12 protein-coding genes and 1 pseudogene are annotated in these 18,866 nt (G+C 68.7%); 2 read left to right on the forward strand and 11 right to left on the reverse strand.

What is annotated here, in order from left to right; all coding sequences use genetic code 11:
* The 11 genes and pseudogenes from AB0F88_RS25810 to AB0F88_RS25860 all read right to left on the reverse strand — a co-directional run bounded on the left by AB0F88_RS25810 (position 1) and on the right by AB0F88_RS25860 (position 13,322).
* On the reverse strand, positions 1 to 2,481 hold the full coding sequence (locus AB0F88_RS25810; protein WP_362689014.1) for a Tat pathway signal sequence domain protein: 2,481 nt from the start codon (positions 2,479 to 2,481) through the stop codon (positions 1 to 3).
* Positions 2,478 to 3,395, reverse strand: a complete 918-nt coding sequence (locus tag AB0F88_RS25815) for a carbohydrate ABC transporter permease (protein WP_362689017.1) — start codon at positions 3,393 to 3,395, stop codon at positions 2,478 to 2,480. Before AB0F88_RS25815 ends, AB0F88_RS25810 begins: the two co-directional genes overlap by 4 nt.
* Positions 3,396 to 3,406: 11 nt before the next feature.
* The gene (locus tag AB0F88_RS25820) at positions 3,407 to 4,384 is read right to left on the reverse strand and encodes an ABC transporter permease subunit (protein WP_362689020.1); all 978 of its coding nucleotides are present in this window, start codon (positions 4,382 to 4,384) and stop codon (positions 3,407 to 3,409) included.
* Positions 4,385 to 4,458: 74 nt separating this feature from the next.
* A complete protein-coding gene (locus AB0F88_RS25825; protein WP_362689023.1) occupies positions 4,459 to 6,006 on the reverse strand; it encodes an extracellular solute-binding protein in 1,548 nt (515 codons plus the stop codon).
* Positions 6,006 to 6,581: a DUF624 domain-containing protein gene (locus tag AB0F88_RS25830; protein ID WP_362689026.1), complete on the reverse strand. Its 576-nt coding sequence runs from the start codon at positions 6,579 to 6,581 to the stop codon at positions 6,006 to 6,008. The genes AB0F88_RS25825 and AB0F88_RS25830 overlap by 1 nt, the downstream gene beginning before the upstream one ends.
* The gene (locus AB0F88_RS25835) at positions 6,578 to 6,865 is read right to left on the reverse strand and encodes a DUF1961 family protein (RefSeq protein WP_362689029.1); all 288 of its coding nucleotides are present in this window, start codon (positions 6,863 to 6,865) and stop codon (positions 6,578 to 6,580) included. The genes AB0F88_RS25830 and AB0F88_RS25835 overlap by 4 nt, the downstream gene beginning before the upstream one ends.
* Positions 6,862 to 7,233 (reverse strand): beta-galactosidase, encoded by a 372-nt coding sequence (locus AB0F88_RS25840; RefSeq protein WP_362689032.1) that lies wholly within the window; start codon positions 7,231 to 7,233, stop codon positions 6,862 to 6,864. Before AB0F88_RS25840 ends, AB0F88_RS25835 begins: the two co-directional genes overlap by 4 nt.
* Before the next feature lie 522 nt (positions 7,234 to 7,755).
* Positions 7,756 to 7,920: pseudogene (locus AB0F88_RS25845) on the reverse strand (AbfB domain-containing protein); the annotation flags it as partial.
* 202 nt (positions 7,921 to 8,122) lie between these two features.
* Positions 8,123 to 9,598, reverse strand: coding sequence for a family 43 glycosylhydrolase (locus AB0F88_RS25850; RefSeq protein ID WP_362689035.1), 1,476 nt, complete (start codon positions 9,596 to 9,598; stop codon positions 8,123 to 8,125).
* Positions 9,599 to 9,747: 149 nt separating this feature from the next.
* Positions 9,748 to 11,988 (reverse strand): CBM35 domain-containing protein, encoded by a 2,241-nt coding sequence (locus AB0F88_RS25855; protein ID WP_362689038.1) that lies wholly within the window; start codon positions 11,986 to 11,988, stop codon positions 9,748 to 9,750.
* Between the two features lie 239 nt (positions 11,989 to 12,227).
* Positions 12,228 to 13,322, reverse strand: coding sequence for a glycosyl hydrolase 53 family protein (locus tag AB0F88_RS25860; RefSeq protein ID WP_362689041.1), 1,095 nt, complete (start codon positions 13,320 to 13,322; stop codon positions 12,228 to 12,230).
* An 873-nt stretch (positions 13,323 to 14,195) separates the two neighbouring features.
* On the opposite strand from AB0F88_RS25860, the gene AB0F88_RS25865 reads away from it, so the two are divergent.
* On the forward strand, positions 14,196 to 16,373 hold the full coding sequence (locus tag AB0F88_RS25865) for a rhamnogalacturonan lyase (RefSeq protein ID WP_362689574.1): 2,178 nt from the start codon (positions 14,196 to 14,198) through the stop codon (positions 16,371 to 16,373).
* A gap of 342 nt (positions 16,374 to 16,715) precedes the next feature.
* Positions 16,716 to 18,683: a beta-galactosidase gene (locus tag AB0F88_RS25870; RefSeq protein WP_362689044.1), complete on the forward strand. Its 1,968-nt coding sequence runs from the start codon at positions 16,716 to 16,718 to the stop codon at positions 18,681 to 18,683.
* Positions 18,684 to 18,866: the final 183 nt, after the last annotated feature.

Below are 18,866 nucleotides of genomic sequence, written 5' to 3' on the forward strand. Positions count from 1 at the left end.
CTACCTCCGGGGGATGAGTGCCAGGAGCTGGATCGCCGCCAGCGCGTACTGGCCGGCGTCGTTGGTGGAGACATACGGAGCCTCGTCGATGGGCATGAGGACGCTCACATCTCGGACGTGGGTGAGCCGCCAGTCGCGCTGGGCCTGTAGGGGGTTGACGTTGAGCTGGTCGCCTTCGCCGACGTCGAAGGCGTGCCAGGCCACGTCGGCCAGACTCCGGTCTCCGGTACGGGCGGCGGCGTAGGCGGCCAGGCGGCTGTGCGCCTGGATCAGCGAGACACCCCTGAGCTCCGGGTCGGTGAGATAGCGGCGGCAGTACTCCAGCCACGCCTCCTCGAAGCCGGCCACCTCCAGGCCGAGGTCGATCAGTTCCGCGCAGACCTCCGGCAACCCGAAGACGGCCGACAGGTGGGAGAGGGTGATCTCGTCCGCCGTCCGGCGGAGACGACCGTCACGCAGCTCCGCCTCCCCGGCCAGGAAGCCATGTGGCAGGATCGCCAGATCGGCCATCGTGCCCAGCAGCTTGTCGCGCGCGCCGACGTCGCGGTGGCGCTCCCACCGGGTGAGCCACATCGCCGCGAGCGCGCCCCAGTCGGTGCCCAGGCCGATCCTCGGCTCGGAGACGTCGCGATACTTCCGCAGGGGGTCGAGTGCGGCGACCGCGTCCTCGGACAGTTCGTCCATGAGGTCGCCGGTGCGCTCGTCGGCGGTCAGGTAGTAGAACATGCGCCGGTAGATCGCACTGGAGATGCGCAACTGCTTGCAGGAGCAGCCCCAGTGCTGCACGTTGTGCCTGGAGCCCAGGCCCTTCCACGGGCCCAGGTGGTAGACGTCCACCTCGCCGGTGTGGCGGGTCATCGCCTCGGCGAAGCGGAACACGTCAGCACGGCCGGTGCGCAGGAACTGGTACCACAGCCACAGATCGGGTGACAGCTCGGAGTTGTCCCACGCGTAGCCGCCGATGTCGTAGCGCCAGGTGTGCCGGTCGGCGTCGTAGGTGTGCATGACGTCGCCGTAGTCCCAGAACCCGTACCAGCGGCGTTGCTCCTGCTGCGCGAGGTAGTGGTCGAAGAGGAAGTCCAGCCGTTCCTCGATCGGCGCGTCGTCGGAGCGCGGCGCCCACGTGCCGAAGACGCCCGCCTCCTTGATCCGCTCGGGGGAGGCGACCAGCAGCCCCGGGGTGAGACCGGCGGCGCGCTCGGCCAGCTCCTCGTTCGACGGGGTGGTCTCGAACAGGCACAGCGACAGTTCGTGGGTGCGGGCGATGCCGTACGGCGTGCCGTACCCGGGCTCGTAGTCCTCGTAGGTGATCTCCAGGCCCTCCAGCTGCTCCCTGTGGCTCTCCTGGCCCAGGCCGTCGTGCCAGAAGCGCAGGTCCATGGCTTGGGCGCTGGGGGAGTGGAGCCAGACGGTCGCGGTCGCCAGGCCGGTGGCGGCGTCACGGATGTCGAGCCGGGTGGGATGGAGCTTCCAGAAGTCACGCAGGCCGAAGCCGAGACCGCCGCTGATGCCGCCCACGTAGCCGTACCCCTGGGAGCGGGTGCCGGAGGGGATCGTCACCCAGCCGTGCCCCGGCTTGGTGCGCTTGCGCAGCAGGAAGCCGTCGGCGCTGTTCTGGTCGAGCGTGTAGTCGCTCCAGGTGGGAATCAGGTGCAGGTGGTCGGCCAGCGCCGACGGATCGGCCGCCCGCCCTTCGACCTGCGCCCGCCGCACGGCCGCGCCGGGGTCGCGGCGCAGGCCGGTCAGGCCGCGCACGGCCTCGGTCAGGAACCCGGTCGCCGATCCCGCCTCGCCGAACCCCCTGGACGGCCCCGCCAGCCGGACGTGCCGGTCGTGCGGCTCGTCGCGCATGATCACGTCGGCGCGCAGGCCGAGGCCGCGCAGGAAGTCGCGCTCCGGATCGCCGTCCCAGACGAAGCTGTGGACCAGGCGGACCTCGGGCGAGCCCGCGTAGAAGTACAGGCGCACGGTGAACGGCAGCCGGCCACCGTGCCTGCCCTCGACCCTGACCACCGCGCGGACCGGACCGGCCTGCTCGACGGTGACCCGCTCGACGGTGGCGGTCACCTCGTCGTCGTGGACGCTGACCAGGCGGACGTTCCTGACGATCTCGCGAGAGCCGTGTCGTCGCGAGCTCCTTGACTCCCTGTACGAGATGGACTCGATGAGCCCGCCGCCGAGTCGCCAGGTGACCGGGCCAGAGCGGATCGTCCGGCCGGTCACGGTGACCGGGTGCTCGGGCAGGGTGGGAACGGCCCGCGGGCAGAGCTCGTAGGCGTCGGAGGGGTCGCTCTGCGGGCCGATGGCGTGGGCGGACCACTTGACCGAGCCGTCCGGCCAGGTGGCGGTGATCCAGCTCTGCACGGGAGTGCCGTCGCGCAGGGCGAAGCCGGTCCCCCCGGTCACGGTGCCGCGCGGCCAGGGAACTCCCCAGGTGACGCCCTGCCTGCGCGCCCCGTCGAGCCAGCGCACTTCGGTCATTCCTTCACCGAACCGATCATGACGCCCTTGGCGAAGTGTTTCTGCAGGAACGGGTAGACCAGCAGGATCGGCAGAGTCGCGACGACCACGACGGCGAACTTGATGCCCTGCTCGGGGAAGAGCACCGAGTCGAAGGCCGAGACCGAACTCTCGGCGTCGACGCCGGTGAGCATCCGGACCAGTACCTGGAGCGTCCACTTGTCGTTGTCGTTGATGTAGAGCAGGGGCGACATGTAGTCGTTCCATATGCCGACCGCGTAGAAGAGCGAGAAGGTGGCGATGATCGGCTTGGACAGGGGCAGCACGATCCGCCAGAAGACCCCCAGCTCGTTGCAGCCGTCGATGCGGGCGGCCTCTTCGAGCGCCTCCGGCAACTCCTGGAAGAAGCTCATGACGATGATCAGGTAGAAGGGGTTGATCGCCAGAGGCAGGATCAGTGCCCAGTAGCTGTCGAGCATGCCGAGGTCTCGCACCACCAGGTACGTGGGGATCATGCCGCCGCTGAACACGATGGTGAAGATGACCAGGTTCAGCATCAGGGTCCGGCCGGGAAGTGCCCGTTTGGACAGCGGGTAGGCCATGGTGAGCGTCAACATGACCTGCACCAGCGTGCCGACCGCCGTCACGCAGATGGTGGTGATCATCGCCTTGAGGAAGACGGGGGTGCTGAAGATGTAGTCGTAGGTGCTGGTGATGAACGTGTCCGGCCACAGGAAGAACGGCCTGGTGGCGATCTCCGCCTCGGTGGCGAAGGACCCGGCCAGCACGTACATCAGTGGCAGGACGGTCACCAGCGCGAGGCCGACGAGGAAAGCGATGTTGAACGCGTCGAAGAGCCGGCTGCCCCAGGAGCTGTAGTTGCTCACCGTGGCGGGGGTTTCCGCCAGCTTCTTCGCGGTCAGGTTGTGCGCCATGCGCCCCTCCTTCAGAACAGGCCCCGCTGGCCGAGGCGCTTGGCCAGCCAGTTGCAGCCGAAGATGAGCACCAGCCCGGCGACGCCCTTGAACAGACCGACCGCGGTGGCGTAGCTGTAGCCGCCCTGTGTGATGCCGACGTAGTAGACGAAGGTGTCGAAGACGTCGGCGACGTCCGCGTTGAGCGAGTTCCGCAGCAGCCAGAACTGCTCGAAGCTCTGGTCGAGCAGGTTTCCGGAGGTGAGGATGGCCATGATGACGATGGTGGGCCGGATGGCGGGCAGGGTGATGTGCCAGAACTGGCTCCAGCGCCCGGCGCCGTCCATGCGGGCGGCCTCGTACAGGTCGGGGTTGACCCCGGCCAGCGCGGCCAGGTAGATGATCGTGCCCCAGCCGGTGGTCTTCCAGACCGTCTGCAGCATGATGATCGGCCTAAACCACGCCTCCTGGGCGACGTAGTCGACCTTCTGCCCGCCCGCGATCGTGTGGATCCAGTCGGCGATCACGCCGTAGTCGACGGAGAAGAGCAGATACGTCAGCGACGCGACGATGGTCCAGGCCAGGAAGTGCGGGATGTAGATGAGCGACTGGACCGCGCGTTTGAGCCAGCGCACCCGCAGTTCGTTGAGCAGGAGCGCGACGATGATCGGCGCCGGGAAGGCGATCAGGATCGTCAGCAGCGCGATGATCATCGTGTTGCCCATCAGGCGGCCGAAGTCGGGCCCGGTGAACAGATCCTCGAAGTGCTTGAGCCCCACCCATTTGCTGCCTTCGACGCCGAGGAACGGCACGAAGTCCTTGAACGCGATGGACAGGCCGTACATCGGCCAGTATCTGAAGACGGCGAAGTAGGCCAGGCCGGGCAGCAGCATCAGGAAGAGCCAGCGGTGGCGCCCGAACACGGACAGGCGTGAGAACAGCCTGCCGCGTGGCCCTGCGGGCTTGCCGGTGGCCGCCTTGGCGGGCACCGGTGCCAGGTCGGTGGCCATTGGCGGCCTCCTTTCTCGCGTGTTCCGCGGGAGGCTCGGTGGGAGTCCCTCGCGGAACACGGCGTGTCAGGGCGTCAGCCCTTGTTGATCAGTTCCAGGAGCTCGGCCATGACCTGGGTGCCGCCGCTGTCGTACCAGCGCTTGATCTCGGCCTTGAACTGCTCCTCGGTGAGCTCACCCGCGAGGAACTTGATCCGCGCGTCGGTGGGGATCGGGTTCAGCGTGGCGCCCTTGTCCACCGCGGTCTTGGAGATGTAGGGCAGGGTCGGGTCGTGCTGCGCCGTCTGCAGGTCGAGTTCGGACAGGGTCGCCTTCTCCTCCTCGATGGCCTGCTCCTCGGGGGTGGCGCGCTTCCACGCGTACGCCTTGTCGCTCGAGAAGCCGACGCTGGCGCTGGTGCCGAGCTGGATGAAGCCCTTCTCGACGTCGTTGTTGATGGTCTGGACGGCCGGGTCCTGGTCGTTGATCTTGACCGCGTACCCGCCGTCGAGCTTGAAGTTCTTCCCCTCGATGCCGTTGTTCAGGAGGGTCGCGCCTTCCTTGGCGGCCAGCTTGTCCATCATCTTGAGCACGTCGTCGAGCTGCGCTTCGGTCTTGACGGTCTGCTTGGAGATGGCGATGACGTCGTTGTAGCCGGTGAAGGGCAGCGAGAACTTCTGGCCGTCGGGGCGCTTGAGGTTGCCCGCCATCGCGACCTTGGTCTGGTAGTCGCTCGCGTCCGCCTGCTTGAACAGCTGGAACAGCTGGTCGGCGCGAACGTTGACGTCGACGATGATGCCGCCCTTGCCCTGGACGAACGGGTCGTTCCACTTGGCGGTGTCGAGCGTGGCCCAGTCGGGGTTGGTCAAGCCCTCGTCGATGAACTTCTTGATGTACTTCTGCGCCTCCCAGAACTCGGGAGCGTCGAACTCCGGCACCAGCTTTCCGTCGCGCACCGCGTGGCCGTTCGGGGCGCCGAACCAGACGTCGATCGCGTTGTACGGGCTGGAGGCGCTGAAGTTGGGAGCCGGCCACTTCGGCAGGATCAGGCCGTAGGTGTCCTTCTTGCCGTTGCCGTCGGGGTCCTTCTCGGTGAAGGCCTTGGCGATCTCGTAGAGATCGTCGGTGGTCTCCGGCTCCTTCAGGCCCAGCTTGTCCAGCCAGTCCTTGCGCAGCAGGATCGCCGAGCGAAGCAGCGGGCGGATCCGGTAGACGCCGTAGTTCTTGCCGTTGGTGGAGGCGTTGGCCAGGATCCGGGGGTCCTGGGGCAGGTTCGGGTATTTCTTGATCTTGTCCGTCAGGTCCCAGAAGGCCCCGGCCTGGGCAGCCTTGGTGAACGCGGCGTCCTTGGGGTTGACGACCAGGAGGTCGGGCAGCTTGTCCGAGGCCAGGGTGACGTTGGTCTTCGAGGGGTAGTCCGCGTCCGGCACCCAGGTGATGTTGAGCTTCTTGCCGGCGAGCTTCTCCACGGCCTTGTGCATTTCGCCGTTGGGGTCCGGTGCGGTGCCGAAGAGCTTGACCATGAGGTTCAGCGCGGCGGGCGCGGCCTGGCCGCCTTCGCCCTCGCTGCCGCACGCGGCCGCGCCGAACAGGGTTGTTAACGCAACCATGCCGGCCAGCAGTCGGCGGGGGGTGGTGTTCATCAGTTGCCTTTCGCAAGCAGGAGCGCCTCGTTCTCGGCGAAGAAGCGCAAGACCAGCCAGGTGTTCAGCTGGATCCAGCCGCCCACGGCGAGCGTGGGAAGCAGGAGGGGCAGGAGCGACACCGCGTAGGCCGTCGCCGCCAGGGCGAACAGCAGCACGATCGAGGACGCGGGCCGGGCGAGCGCGAACAGCGACGCCTTGGGGAGGTAGTCGCGTGGCCGCAGGTCGAAATGGACGTACATGGGCAGCAGGTATGCCGCGATCATCGCCAGGAGCAGCAGGGCGATCAGGGAGGCCGCGCCGTACAGGGTCGTGGTGGACAGTACGGCCGCCGCCAGGAGGATCGGGAGTACCAGCAGCGAGCCCCGCGCGAACTCCCGCCGGTAGGTGGTGGCGAACGCGCGCAGGGGCGGGAAACTCTCGCCCATCGCGTGTCTGCGGGCGAGGGTGTAGGCGGCCACCGTCGCCGGGCCGATGCCCAGGACGACGCCGCCGGCCAGGGTGAACAGCAGCCACAGCGCGTTGAGGCGGATGGCCCACCACACCTCGTCGAAGGCCGGGTAGAGGCGCATCATGGCGAGGTCACCTTCAGATTGGCGTACTCGCCCTGCCTGCCTCGCGCGTGGAAGAACACGATGGCCAGGCCGGGCTCGTTGACCGGCCAGAACTCCCACTCGATCGTGACGTCTCCGTCGAAGTCCTCGGGGCACCACAGGACGATGTTGGCCTCCTGGCCGTCCTCCGATGGCCGCAGGCTCTCCAGCCGCATCCGGCCCCTTGGGAAGGTGATCGCGCCGGAGCCCTCCAGATGGAAGTCCTTGACGTCCTCGGGAATGGCCAGGGCGTTGTGGTAGCTCATTCTCCTCCCTCCTTTAGGAAAGCGCTTTCCGGATGGGCGGTTCGAACAGCGCCAGGTGAGACAGACAGAACCTCCTCGACAGGCGCGCCCTCGGGGGGCGCCGTGGCGACCTCGCGCCAGATCTTGGTGCCGACGCCGGCGTGCGGGACCGTGCCCGGGTGCCGCTTCTCGGCACCGGTCCGCGATGTGCGCCACTGGAAGAAGGCGATCCCGCAGGCGGCCACCACGTCCACCTCGGCACCGAAGCCGAACCGGTCCATTTCCCGGTGCCGGCGGAGCGTCAGCTTGACGGTCTTCAGTACGACAGGCGTGATCCAGGCTCGTTCCGGCCACCGCTCGGGGTTCCGGGCGTCGCCGTAGACGATCACATGCTCTCCTGTGCTCTTGTCAGCTCTGCGTTAGGGGGGATTAAAACGTTCTTCTTCTGGCAGCACAAGACCCCATTTCAGGAAACGGTGTCAGCGTGCGGTTGCGGTCAGGGCGCGACAACCCAATACTGATGACGATTGCCCGCGTGGTCGCCCCCACGGGGGTGGCGCATGAGTTTTCCCAGCTGGTGAGCGTGTCGCCGTGAAATGAGGACGATCATCGCGTGATCCTTCGAGTGCGAACTTCCAGCTCGAAGGAGAAGAAGGCAATGGCCGTGAACAACAGTGAACCTTTTCATCCTCTGGCGGCCAACTGCTGGTCACAGTATGACCGTAAGGCCGGCGTTCGCCTGATGACGCAAAGAAGCTCCTGGTAGACGGGCTGATCACCACAATCGCGTTCGTCACGACCAGAGGCTTCGGACGCTGTTCTACCGTGCTGCCGTCCATTTAATGAGTGGGCGAAAGAGGGGGGCGCCGCTGTCACCTCTCTTTCTCATGTCCGCCTTTCCCGTCCGGGCCTCACTCGAGGACGAAGCCGGCGTTGCCTCGGAAGGCGGTGGTGCCGTCGTTGCGCTCCACCCAGGCTTCGTGGTTGCGGTGGCGCAGGTAGTAGCCGGGGAAGTTGACCGATTCCAGCGACACGGTGCCCGAGCCGGACAGGCCGGTGACGACCTTGAACTGGGAGTCGGGCGAGGTCGCCCGTCACCCGGGCCGCCCGGAAGGTGGCCTGGGCGGCCTGACCGGCGACGGTCAGGCCGCGAGGGGTGAGAGCAAGGTTTCCGGCGTGCGGGTACGGCGGGTCGGCCACGTCGCCGGAGCGGAGCCGCCACGGGGTGAGGCGGGACGATCGGATCGACCGTGCCCCGGTTCCGGTCCCGCGTGGCGGCTAGTAGACGAAGGGCCAGCCGGCTGAGTCCCAGCCGAGCTTGTTGATGCCGAGCAGGGACGCGCCGTTGTCGGCGTAGTAGTGGTAGAAGAGGATCGACCCGTCGGTGTCGTCCAGGTAGGTCTGGTGGCCGGGGCCGTGGACGTTGCCGCGGCCGGCCAGGATCTCGGTGCCGCCACCGGAGTTCATCGCCACCCCGTTGCGGTCGGTGAAGGGGCCGTTGACCGAGGTGGAGCGGCCCACCATGATCCGGTAGGTGCTGGAGGCGCCCTGGCAGCATCGGTCGAAGGAGACGAACAGGTAGTAGTGGTCGCCGCGGCGGACGAGGGTGGGCGCCTCGATGGCGCCGCCGCCCCGGCCGGCGACGCCGGTGAGGGTGGTGCCGGTGCGCCTGCCGGTGGCCGGGTCGAGCCGGATCTGCTTGATGCCCGACCAGAACGAGCCGAAGGTCAGCCACCAGCGGCCCTGGGCGTCGATGGTCATGCTGGGGTCGATGGCGTTGACGTTGTCGCCGGTTCGGGATTCGACGACCAGGCCCTGGTGGGTCCACGATCCCGAGGCGCCGGTGGTGGAGGTGGCCAGGAAGATCGCCGAGTGGTTGGAGCCGAAGCTGGAGGCCGAGTAGTACATGTAGTAGCGCCCGTTGACGTAGGTGATGTCGGGCGCCCACACGTGGTTGCTTCCGCCGGTGTAGGGGTGCGCCCACGAGACGCCGCCGGGGAAGGCCGATCCGGCGTTGCGCCAGGTGGTGCGGTCGGTGGAGGTCTTGAGCGAGATGTTGTCACCGGTGTGGGCCAGCAGGTAGGTGCCGCCGGGGGTCTTGGTCACCTCCGGGTCGTGCACGCCGATGTCGCCGGCGACCTGCCCGGGAGGGGGGTAGGCGGACGGCGGGGTGGTGGGGTCAGCGGAGCCGCCGAGCTTGATCAGCTGCCATTGCTGGTTGGCGCCGCCGGTGTCGGTGTACTGCGACAGTCGGGCGCCGTCGGCGGTGGACCACTCCCAGGTCTCCAGGGCCTTGCCGCTGTTGCGGTTGATCAGGCGGATGTGCCCCGCGTCGCCGTCGAGGACGCGGAACTGCTGGTTGGTGCCGTTGTTGTCGGCCCACTGCACGACGTTGGCGCCGTCGGCGGTGGAGCGGGAGGAGATGTCGAGCACCTTGCCGCTGTGGCGTGAGCGCAGCCGGTAGTAGCCGCCGCCGGAGTCGACGAACTGCCACTGCTGCCAGGCGCCGTCGTTGCGGGACCACTGGACGATGGGGGCACCGTCGCCGGTGGCGCGATCGAGGACGTCGATCGCCTTGCCGCTGTGCCGGTTGACCAGGACGTAGGAGGCGCCGGTGTCGATGACGGCGGCGGCGGCCGGGGGAGCGGTCACGATCGACTGGCACAACGCGAGCAGTACCACGACGGCTGCCGCGAAGGCGGCGCCGGCGCCACGGCGGACGTGTCGGAGGGGAGGGCTTGGGAGTCTGTTCATGGGGGGGTCCTCTTGTCTGGACGATCAGCAGAGGGAACAGGTCACAACGGTCATGGACGGCTCCTTGGGCGCGGGGACGGCCGTGGCGATCGGCATCATCGGCTCGGGTCACGGTCCGGCGGCCCGGTGGGTGCCGGGCCGCCGGATGTTCAGCGGACGTGGATGTCGGGCTGCGGCGGGGTGCTCATGCCGTCACCGAGGAAGAAGCTGGGGTGCGGCGGCTGGTTGTAGGCGGTGTTCTGCCAGGCGACGGCGACGCGGTACTGGGCGTCGTGCATCAGCGTGTAGATCCGCCGGTCGGTCTGGACGGGGGTGGCGTAGATGCGCAGCGCGGCGTTGTCGTCGCGGGGCAGGATGATCTCTTCACGCCAGTCGCCGAACAGGTCGCCGGACAGGGACGGGGTGGACTTGGTGCCGTTGACCGAGTGCGCTCCGGAGGCGGTGAGCAGGCGGGTGTCGCCGCCGGTGCCGTACTTGTCGACGTGGTTGCCGTCCAGCAGCTCCCGCACCGGGTCGCCGTCCCACCAGGCCAGGAAGTTGTAGCTGCCGGGGTTACGCCCGACGTTGCCGCCGGAGGCGTTGAACAGGTTGCCCAGGCCGGTGCCGGTTCCCCAGAACTCTCCGCCGGCGTTACCGGCGTGAATGTCGGCGGCCACGCCGCGGGCCGGGCCCTCGCAGTTGCAGGTGTTGTTCTTCTGCATGATGACCGAGCCGTTGCCGGCGTCGCGCAGCGTGGCGGCGGCGCCGGAGTTCTGCTCGTGGATCATCCAGATCTCCTTGCCGGCACGGCCGGGCACGAAGTCTCCGACGTGCAGGGCGTCGCCGTGGGCGTAGAAGCCGGTGGTGTAGCGGCCGGTGCCGTTGGCGTTGATGGTCATGCCGCCGTAGACGATCTCGTCGGTGCCGTTGCCGTCGACGTCGGCGATGGACAGCGAGTGCGCGCCGCGGCCGGTCCACTGGCTGCCGGCGCTGCCGGAGTCGAACTTCCAGCGCCGGGTGAGCTGGCCGTCGCGGAAGTCCCAGGCCGCGATCGTGCTCTTGGCGTAGTAGCCGCGGCCCATGATGATGCTCGGCCGCCGGCCGTCCAGGTAGGCCGTGCCGGCCAGGAACCGGTCGCCGCGGTTGCCGTAGTTGTCACCCCAGTCGCTGATGTTGCCGCGGGCCGGATCGAAGTTCACCGTGGACATGGCCGCGCCGGTCAGCCCGTTGAACACGGTCAGGTACTCGGGGCCGGTGAGGATGTAGCCGTCGGAGTTGCGGTGCAGGGCGCCGCCGTTGCCGATCACCTGCCCGGTGCCGGACACGGTGCCGTCGCCGGTCTTGACCGCCATCTCGGCCCGGCCGTCTCCGTCGTAGTCGTAGACCTGGAACTGCGTGTAGTGCGCGCCCGCCCGGATGTTACGGCCCAGGTCGACGCGCCACAGCCGCTGGCCGTTGAGCCGGTAGGCGTCGATGTAGACGTTGCTGGTGACCCCGGCCTGGGAGTTGTCCTTCTGGTCGCTCGGATCCCACTTGAGGAAGATCTCGTACTGCCCGTCGCCGTCCGCGTCACCGACGCTCGCGTCCCCGGCGGTGTAGTTGCCTCCCGGCCGGGAGATCGGCACGTCCAGGTAGTTGCCGCCGGCGAAGCGCAGCGACGGCTCGGACGCCGCCTGCTCCACCCCGTTCACCACCGCGCGGACGGTGTAGGAGGCGTCGGCCGGGGCGCCGTTGTCCAGGTGGTTGGTGGCGCCGGTGAGAGGCGAGGAGTTCAGCTTGGTCGAGCCCCGGTAGAGGTTGAACCCGGTGCTCATGCTCTCGGTGCCGAGCAGCCGCCACGAGACCAGGTTGCCGCTTCCCGAGCGCACGCTGATCAGGCCGCGGTTGAGGTCCTCCATCTGGCGGCCGGTCGGGTTCGGGTCCGGACCGTCCTGGTCGGTCTCCAGGTAGTCGATGTTGGGCAGGCCGCCGGCGGTGGTCGGGTTCAGCCGGATGGTGTTGTCGCCGGCGTTCAGCGACACGGTCAGCGTCTTGGTGACCCAGGTGGTCCAGGCCCCGGTGGGGTCGAACGCGCTGCCCGCGTGCGCGACCGCGCCGTTGACCAGCACGTCCGCGGGACGGTTGGAGGTCCCGCCGTTGGCGTAGCGGACGGTGATGGTGGCCGCGCCGGCGGCGGGCGCGGTGACGGTGAACTGCGCCGCCGCGCCCGCCGCGTTGTCGGCGTTGCAGAATCCGCTGCCGGAGAACCCGGCGTGGTTGGACTCGATGAGACCGGCGCACGTGGCCGGCGCGCTTTCCGCCTCGTAGCGGGTCGCCGCGGAGGCTTCCGCGGCGATGGCGACACCGGCGGCGGCCATCGTCAGCGCGACGCCGGCCGACAGCAGCGCGGTGCGTGGTCTACGTGAGGACATGGGAACTCCAACAGGTGGGTGGGGGGTCATCGCAGGTACGACACCGGCGACAGGTTCAGCTCGCGCATGCGCTGCAGGACGAGCCTGGCCATCTCGTTCGCTCCGTTCGAGGAGAAGTGCGTGTTGTCGTCCGGCTCGGTCAGGTGGAGCGAGACCGAGCCGTTCGGGCCGTTCGGGCCGTTCGGGCCGTTCGGGCCGTGCCGGGGTGGGGCGCTCGGCAGGCACGGTGGCTTTCGGGCTTACGGTGTCCACCGGACATGTGGGTTGATCTGGCCCGTCCAGTTGAAGACGGCCATGTTGTCCCACCCGTTACCGCTGCCCGCGATGTTCGCCGGATCCCAGCCGTTGCCGGGCACCGCGTACCAGGTCGGCTCCCAGTAGAAGACCCCGATCGCGCCCGCGTCACGAGCCGTGCTCTGCACCGCCGCGAACTGCGCGCCCTGCCCCTGCCAGGTCGACCGGTACCCCGGGCAGCCCGAAGTGATCGCGTTGCGCGTGGAGTCGGCGTCGTCGGCGGTGAAGGGGTAGGCGGTCTCGGCGATGACCACGTCCTTGCCGTACCGGGCGCGCATGTCACCGATGACCGTGGACAGGTTGGACAGCGTGCCGTGCCACATGCAGTAGTACGACAGGGCGGTGACGTCCCAGGACACGCCCTTGGCCCGGATCCCGTCGTAGAACCAGCGAGCGGAGGACAGGCTCTCCGCCAGTGCCGTGTGGATGATCACCCGCGTACCGGGGTTGCATGCCTTCGTCGCGTTGTATCCGGCCTTGAGCAGGAGACTCAGGTTCGTGAAGTCGTTGTTGGTCACCCTGCCGTCGTTCCACAGCATGCCGGTGTTGATCTCGTTGCCGATCTGCACGCTGTCGGGGACGGTGCCCTGAGCCTTGAGAGCGGTACACACGTCGTAGGTGTGGTTGTAGACGTCGGTCTGCAGCCGGCCGATGCCATGGCTGGACCAGGCGGCCGGCTTGTACTGCTTGCCGGGGTCGGCCCAGGTGTCGGAGTAGTGGAAGTCCACCATCAGCTTCAGCCCTCTGGCCTTGACCGCCCTGGCCTGCTGAAGCACCTTGTCCCTGTTGTTGTAGCCGCTGACCGGGTCGTGCCAGATTCGCAGGCGGGCGTAGTTGACGCCGACCCCCTTGAGGATGTCCAGCGGATCTCGTTGCACACCACCGGCGTCGTAGTACTTCGCGCCCAGGTCCAGCGCGCGCTGCAGGGAGGAGACGTCCGCGCCGAGCATGCTGAGCGGTGCGGCGGCGGCGTGGGCCGGTTGCCCGGTGGGGACGGTCGCGGCGGCGCATAACGCCAGTGCCACCAAGATCCTTTTCATGGAGTCCTCCGATGGTCAGGGCGGAGATCGGAAACGGGGATCACAGCGGTCGCCGAAGCGGGCGGCGCGGCCGGTGCCGCCGGCTGAGGCCGTCTGTGGACGGGCATGACGGACAGACCCGCCGATGCCCGCGTCCCGGGCCCGAGTGGGAGGTCGGTCCGATTGAGCCGTCCCGGGGTCGCACCGGGAGCCGGTGCCGGTGGTCGCGGTCAGGCGGAGGTCGTTTCGCCGCGGGTTCCGCGGAAGGGGTGACGGGGGATCGGGTGCGAAGCCGCAGGCGGGGTGGGGGGTGAGGCCACGCGTCCTCCTCACAGGCTTGATGAGGCTCTGTGAACGTGCACAGTAACGCACAACCCGGCGCGCTGAAAGTGCCCGTTTCAAGTCCGAGGTAAAGGCCGGGGCGGCGAGAATGTAATCGCCACCGGCGGTGACAAGGCCCTTTTCCGTCCTGTGAACGCTTCCGGATTCTTTTGCCCTCTCCGGCGGTGACGTGAAGGTTTCATGCGTTTCCTTCATCGCCACCTGCGGAGGGCCGGGATCGACGGCGGCCCGGACGCCGAGTGCCGCGGACGGTCTCGTCTCGGAAGCCGTCCAGGTCGGGTGCGGTACGGGCCGCGGACGGAGCTCGACCGTGTCGCGAAGTACGGGGGTGACGGGGCGGGGGAGCCGGAGAGTGACCTCCAGGTGCCGGAGGAACCGAAGCCTTGACTGCCGATGTCAACGCTCATAATCTCCAGAAAGTAGATCGATTTAACCGCTCCGACCCCCCTCAGGAGCTCCGTCATGCACGCCGCCCGCTTAGCCTTCACGATCCTGGCCGCACTCGCGTGCATCCTCCCGGCCACCCCCGCCGCCGCCGAGCCACGCATCCGGATGGAGCGCCTCGACCGCGGTCTCGTCGCCACGACCACCCCGAACGGCATCTTTCTGAGCTGGCGTTTGCTGGGGCCCGAAGTTACCGGAGCGGGCCGGAACGGCATGCTCGGCACCGACTTCCGCCTTTACCGGGACGGCCGCCCGATCGCCACGGTCACCGACAGCACCAACTACCGGGACGTCGCGGGCACGCCCGCCTCCGGCTACGCCGTCGCCCCGATCACGAGGGGCAAGGAGGGCAGAAAGAGCACTGCCGTCCGGCCCTGGAGTGAATCGTTTTATGACGTGCCGCTTCGCAAGCCCGCCGACGGTGTGACCCCGGTGGGCGAGACGTACACCTACGCCGCCAACGACATGAGCGTCGGCGACGTGGACGGCGACGGCCGCTACGAGCTGGTGGTCAAGTGGGAGCCCTCCAACGCCAAGGACGTCTCCCAGCGCGGCTACACCGGCCCGACCTACCTCGACACCTACACGCTCGACGGCAGGCTGCTGTGGCGGCTGGACCTGGGCGTCAACATCAGGTCCGGCGCGCACTACACCCAGTTCCTGGTCTACGACTTCGACGGAGACGGCCGCTCGGAGGTGATGCTGAAGACCGCGCCGGGCACCAAGGTCATCCGCTATGACGCCGCCGGGAATCCCCGCAAGGAGCGGTTCGTCACCATGCCGCGGCCCGGCTACTCGCACACCGACGACTACCGTTTGAGCGCCGCGGGCTACTTCGACCACCTCGTGGACATGTTCACGAAGTGGCACGAGCACCCCGAGGTGGTCGCCGGACGCTGGCCCGCGACGCTGGAGCAGGCCTTCGGCATCACGCCGGCGCACACCTACCCGCTCTCCCGCCAGGCGGCGACCGAGCTGGCCACCCACTTCGTCGACGTCTACGCGCCCTCGCGCAGCGCCAACAACCGCCTGCGGGAGTTCGCCGGCTTCGTCGTCAAGGGCCCCGAATACCTGTCGGTCTTCGACGGCGCCACCGGCAGGGAGCTGCGGACCGTCGACTACAAGCCCGGCCGGGGAGACGACGGCCTGCTGTGGGGCGACTATGCGATGGCCCGCATCGAGCCGGGCAACCGCGTCGACCGTTTCCTGTCCTCGGTGGCCTACCTCGACGGCAGGCGCCCTTCGGCGGTCTTCGCCCGCGGCTACTACACCCGCACCACCCTGGTCGCCTACGACTGGAACGGCCGCGAGCTCAAGGAGCGCTGGTTCGTCGACAGCGGCCACGCCCCGATGGCCAATCCCTTCAACGCCTCCCCCCACGGCGTCGACGGCAGTAACCCCGCCTTCGCCACCCTGACCACCCAGGGGTTCCACTCGATGAGCGTCGCCGACGTCGACGCCGACGGCAGGCAGGAGATCGTGTACGGCGCGGCCACCATCGACGACGACGGCAGCCTGCTGTACTCCTCCTTCGACGTGGCCCCGCCGAACAGCGGCGTGCCCGGCCAGAACGTCCGGCTCGGCCACGGCGACGCCATGCACGTCGGGGACCTCGACCCCGACCGGCCCGGTCTGGAGATCTGGACCGTGCACGAGGGCGGGACGTGGGCGCCGTACGGCTGGGCCATGCGAGATGCCGCCACCGGCCGGGTCCTGTTCGGCGGCTACAGCGGTCGCGACACCGGCCGGGGCATGGTCGGCGACATCGACCCGGCCGTCCGCGGCATGGAAGCCTGGTCGGCGATGCCGCCCAACCAGGAGATCCAGGCCGGCCTGTGGTCCGCGCGCGGCGAGCACCTGGGCGTGATCACGCCCGGCACCAACCAGAGCATCCGCTGGGCAGCCGACATGACCACCCAGCTGGTCAACGGCACCGCCACCACGGTGCCGCAGACACCCACCGTCGACGACTTCAGGCGCGGCACGCTGCTGACCGCCACCGGCACCCTCGCCAACAACGGGACCAAGGGAAATCCGGGCCTGGTCGCCGACATCCTCGGCGACTGGCGCGAGGAACTGGTGGCGCGCACCGCCGACAGCACCGCCGCCCGCGTTCACGTCAGCACCGAGGTGACGAACCGCAAGCTCTACACCCTCATGCACGACCCGCAGTACCGGGTCGAGGTGGCCAGGCAGCAGACGGGCTACAACCAGCCCGCCTACCCCGGCTTCTACCTGGCCACCGACCTCGACTGGGCCAAGGTCCCCGTACCCAGGATCCGATGATCCGCCGCTGAGAGGCCGGGGCGTCCGAAAGCGGGACCGCCCCGGCTTCGATGCCGTGCGAAGACCGCATCCACCGTGGAGACAGGTCAATGCCATGACAGGTTCCCCCCGTCCCCTCCGCCGAATTCTGCTCAGCGCTCTCAGCGCGCCGGCCCCGGTACCGGTGACCGCCCTCGCGGGCGCCTCGCCGGCCGGCGCAGACACCACTCGGTTCAGGGGCGTGAGCCGGGCTCGCGGGCGGCGGACGCAGCCGTGCTCGCGGATCCGGCGGCGCCGAGCGCGTTCACGCTCCGGTGCGCATGCTCGGCTTCGGCATGAACCACTGACAGGAGAGCACCTCAGGTGTATTACGGCGGCGACTACAACCCGGAACAATGGCCCGAATCGGTGTGGGACGACGACATCCGGCTGATGCGGGCGGCGGGTGTGAACCTGGTCAGCCTGGGGGTGTTCGCGTGGGCGCGCATCCAGCGCGCCGAGGGCGAGTTCGACTTCGGCTGGCTCGACCGGATCCTCGACAAGCTGCACGCGGGCGGGATCGGGGTGAATCTCGCCACGGCCACCGCGTCCCCGCCGCCGTGGGCGAGCCGGGCCTACCCCGAGATCCTGCCGAAGGACGCCTCGGGAGCCACCTACTGGCACGGGAGCCGGCAGGCGTACGCTCCCACGTCGCCGGTGTACCGGCGCCTGGCGGCCGAACTCGCCGGAGCGATCGCGGAACGTTACGCCTCCCATCCCGCGGTGGTGATGTGGCACGTCAACAACGAGTACGGCTGCCACCTGCACGCCGACTACTCCGACAACGCCGCGGTCGCGTTCCGCGCCTGGCTGCGCGGGCGATACGGCGACATCGAGGCTCTGAACGAGGCCTGGGGCACCGCCTTCTGGTCACAGCGCTACGGTGATTTCGAGGAGGTCGTCCCGCCCCGGCTCGCGCCCTACAGCGTCAACCCCGCAGGTCTCCTGGATTTCAAGCGCTTCACCTCCGACGCGCTGCTCGAGCTCTATCGCATGGAAAAGTCGATCATCCGCGCGGCGGGGGGCACCCAGCCCGTCACCACGAACTTCATGGGCGCGTTCGAGCCGATCGACTACCGCTCGTGGGCGGCGGACCTGGACCTGGTCGCCGATGACAGCTACCCCGATCCGGCGGACGCCGAGTCGTTCCGGGGGGCCGCCTTCGACCGGGATCTCATGCGATCCCTCAAGCCGGGGGTTCCGTGGGTCCTCATGGAGCAGGCCCCGGACGCGGTCAGCTGGCGTGCGAGCAACTCGCCGAAGGCGCCGGGACAGATGGCGGCTCTCAGCGTGCAGGCCGTCGCGCGGGGCGCCGACGGGGTGATGTTCTTCCAGTGGCGCCAGTCCCGCTCAGGCTCGGAGAAGTTCCACTCGGCGATGGTGCCGCACGCGGGAACCGGCACCCGCACCTGGAGGGAGATCGTCGAGCTCGGGCGGAACCTGGCCGGGCTCCCTCGGCTCTCGGCGGAGGTCGACGCCCCCGTGGCGCTGATCTACGACTGGCAGAACCGATGGGCGGTGGAGAACTCCGACCATCCGGTGCGCTTCGACCACCTCGCGGTCGTGCGGCAGTGGCACGCGGCGATCCACCGACAGCACGTCACCGCCGACGTCCGCCACCCGGGCGACGACCTGTCGAAGTACGCCGTCGTCATCGCGCCACAGCTCTACCTGCTGACCGACGCGTCGGCGGCCAACCTCGCGGCCTACGTCGCCGGCGGCGGGACGTTGCTGCTGTCGGCGTTCAGCGACGTGGTCGACGAGCACGACAGGTTCGCCGCCGGGGGCTTCACCACGCGGCTGGGAGCCACATTCGGCCTCAGGGTGAGGGATTTCGGTGCCCTCCCCATCGACGGGCACGATTCCACCACGGTGACCGTCTCCCTCGGAGACGCCTCGATGACCGGCCGCCTGTTCGCCGAGGAACTCGACCTGATCGACGCGACGGTCATCGGCGACTTCCGTGACGGCAGGCTCCGGGGGCACCCCGCCTTCACCTCGCGGACGAGCGGTTCGGGAACGGCCTACTACCTGGCCACCGTCCCCGATGAGGACGGCATGCGCGCGGTCACCGCGCGGATCTTCGCCGACGCCGGCGTCCGCCCGCCCGTGGACCGGCTGCCGCAGCACGTCGAGGCCGTCGTGCGCGACGGGCGCCTGTTCGTCGTCAACCACTCCGGACAGCCCTTCACGCCGCCTTCGCCCTTCGGCCGCAGGCCGGAGGCGGCCAGCGAGGCGGGGGAGACCATCGGCGCCTACGGCTGGCGTGTCTTCGGGCGGGCGACCTCGTGACCGCCGTGCCCGGCCCCGCCGCGGCCGGACGCCCGCTGAAAGCCGTGGACGGGGGAATGCGCAGGAATACGCGCTCGCTGTGCGTATTCCTGCCTCCTGATCGCGGACGTCGCAGAACAAACTTCTGTGGACATGAGGGTTCTGTCCTGACGGCAGGCCCTCCTCTTCCTGTCCAAGGAGTTT

The sequence above is a fragment of the Streptosporangium sp. NPDC023963 genome (genome assembly GCF_040639135.1).
Taxonomy (GTDB): domain Bacteria; phylum Actinomycetota; class Actinomycetes; order Streptosporangiales; family Streptosporangiaceae; genus Streptosporangium.

Coding starts and splice junctions, on each gene's coding strand:
- AB0F88_RS25810 (WP_362689014.1), bottom strand. CDS start 2,481: ATGACCGAAGTGCGCTGGCTCGACGGGGCGCGCAGGCAGGGCGTCACC.
- AB0F88_RS25815 (WP_362689017.1), bottom strand. CDS start 3,395: ATGGCGCACAACCTGACCGCGAAGAAGCTGGCGGAAACCCCCGCCACG.
- AB0F88_RS25820 (WP_362689020.1), bottom strand. CDS start 4,384: ATGGCCACCGACCTGGCACCGGTGCCCGCCAAGGCGGCCACCGGCAAG.
- AB0F88_RS25825 (WP_362689023.1), bottom strand. CDS start 6,006: ATGAACACCACCCCCCGCCGACTGCTGGCCGGCATGGTTGCGTTAACA.
- AB0F88_RS25830 (WP_362689026.1), bottom strand. CDS start 6,581: ATGATGCGCCTCTACCCGGCCTTCGACGAGGTGTGGTGGGCCATCCGC.
- AB0F88_RS25835 (WP_362689029.1), bottom strand. CDS start 6,865: ATGAGCTACCACAACGCCCTGGCCATTCCCGAGGACGTCAAGGACTTC.
- AB0F88_RS25850 (WP_362689035.1), bottom strand. CDS start 9,598: ATGAACAGACTCCCAAGCCCTCCCCTCCGACACGTCCGCCGTGGCGCC.
- AB0F88_RS25855 (WP_362689038.1), bottom strand. CDS start 11,988: ATGTCCTCACGTAGACCACGCACCGCGCTGCTGTCGGCCGGCGTCGCG.
- AB0F88_RS25860 (WP_362689041.1), bottom strand. CDS start 13,322: ATGAAAAGGATCTTGGTGGCACTGGCGTTATGCGCCGCCGCGACCGTC.
- AB0F88_RS25865 (WP_362689574.1), top strand. CDS start 14,196: ATGGAGCGCCTCGACCGCGGTCTCGTCGCCACGACCACCCCGAACGGC.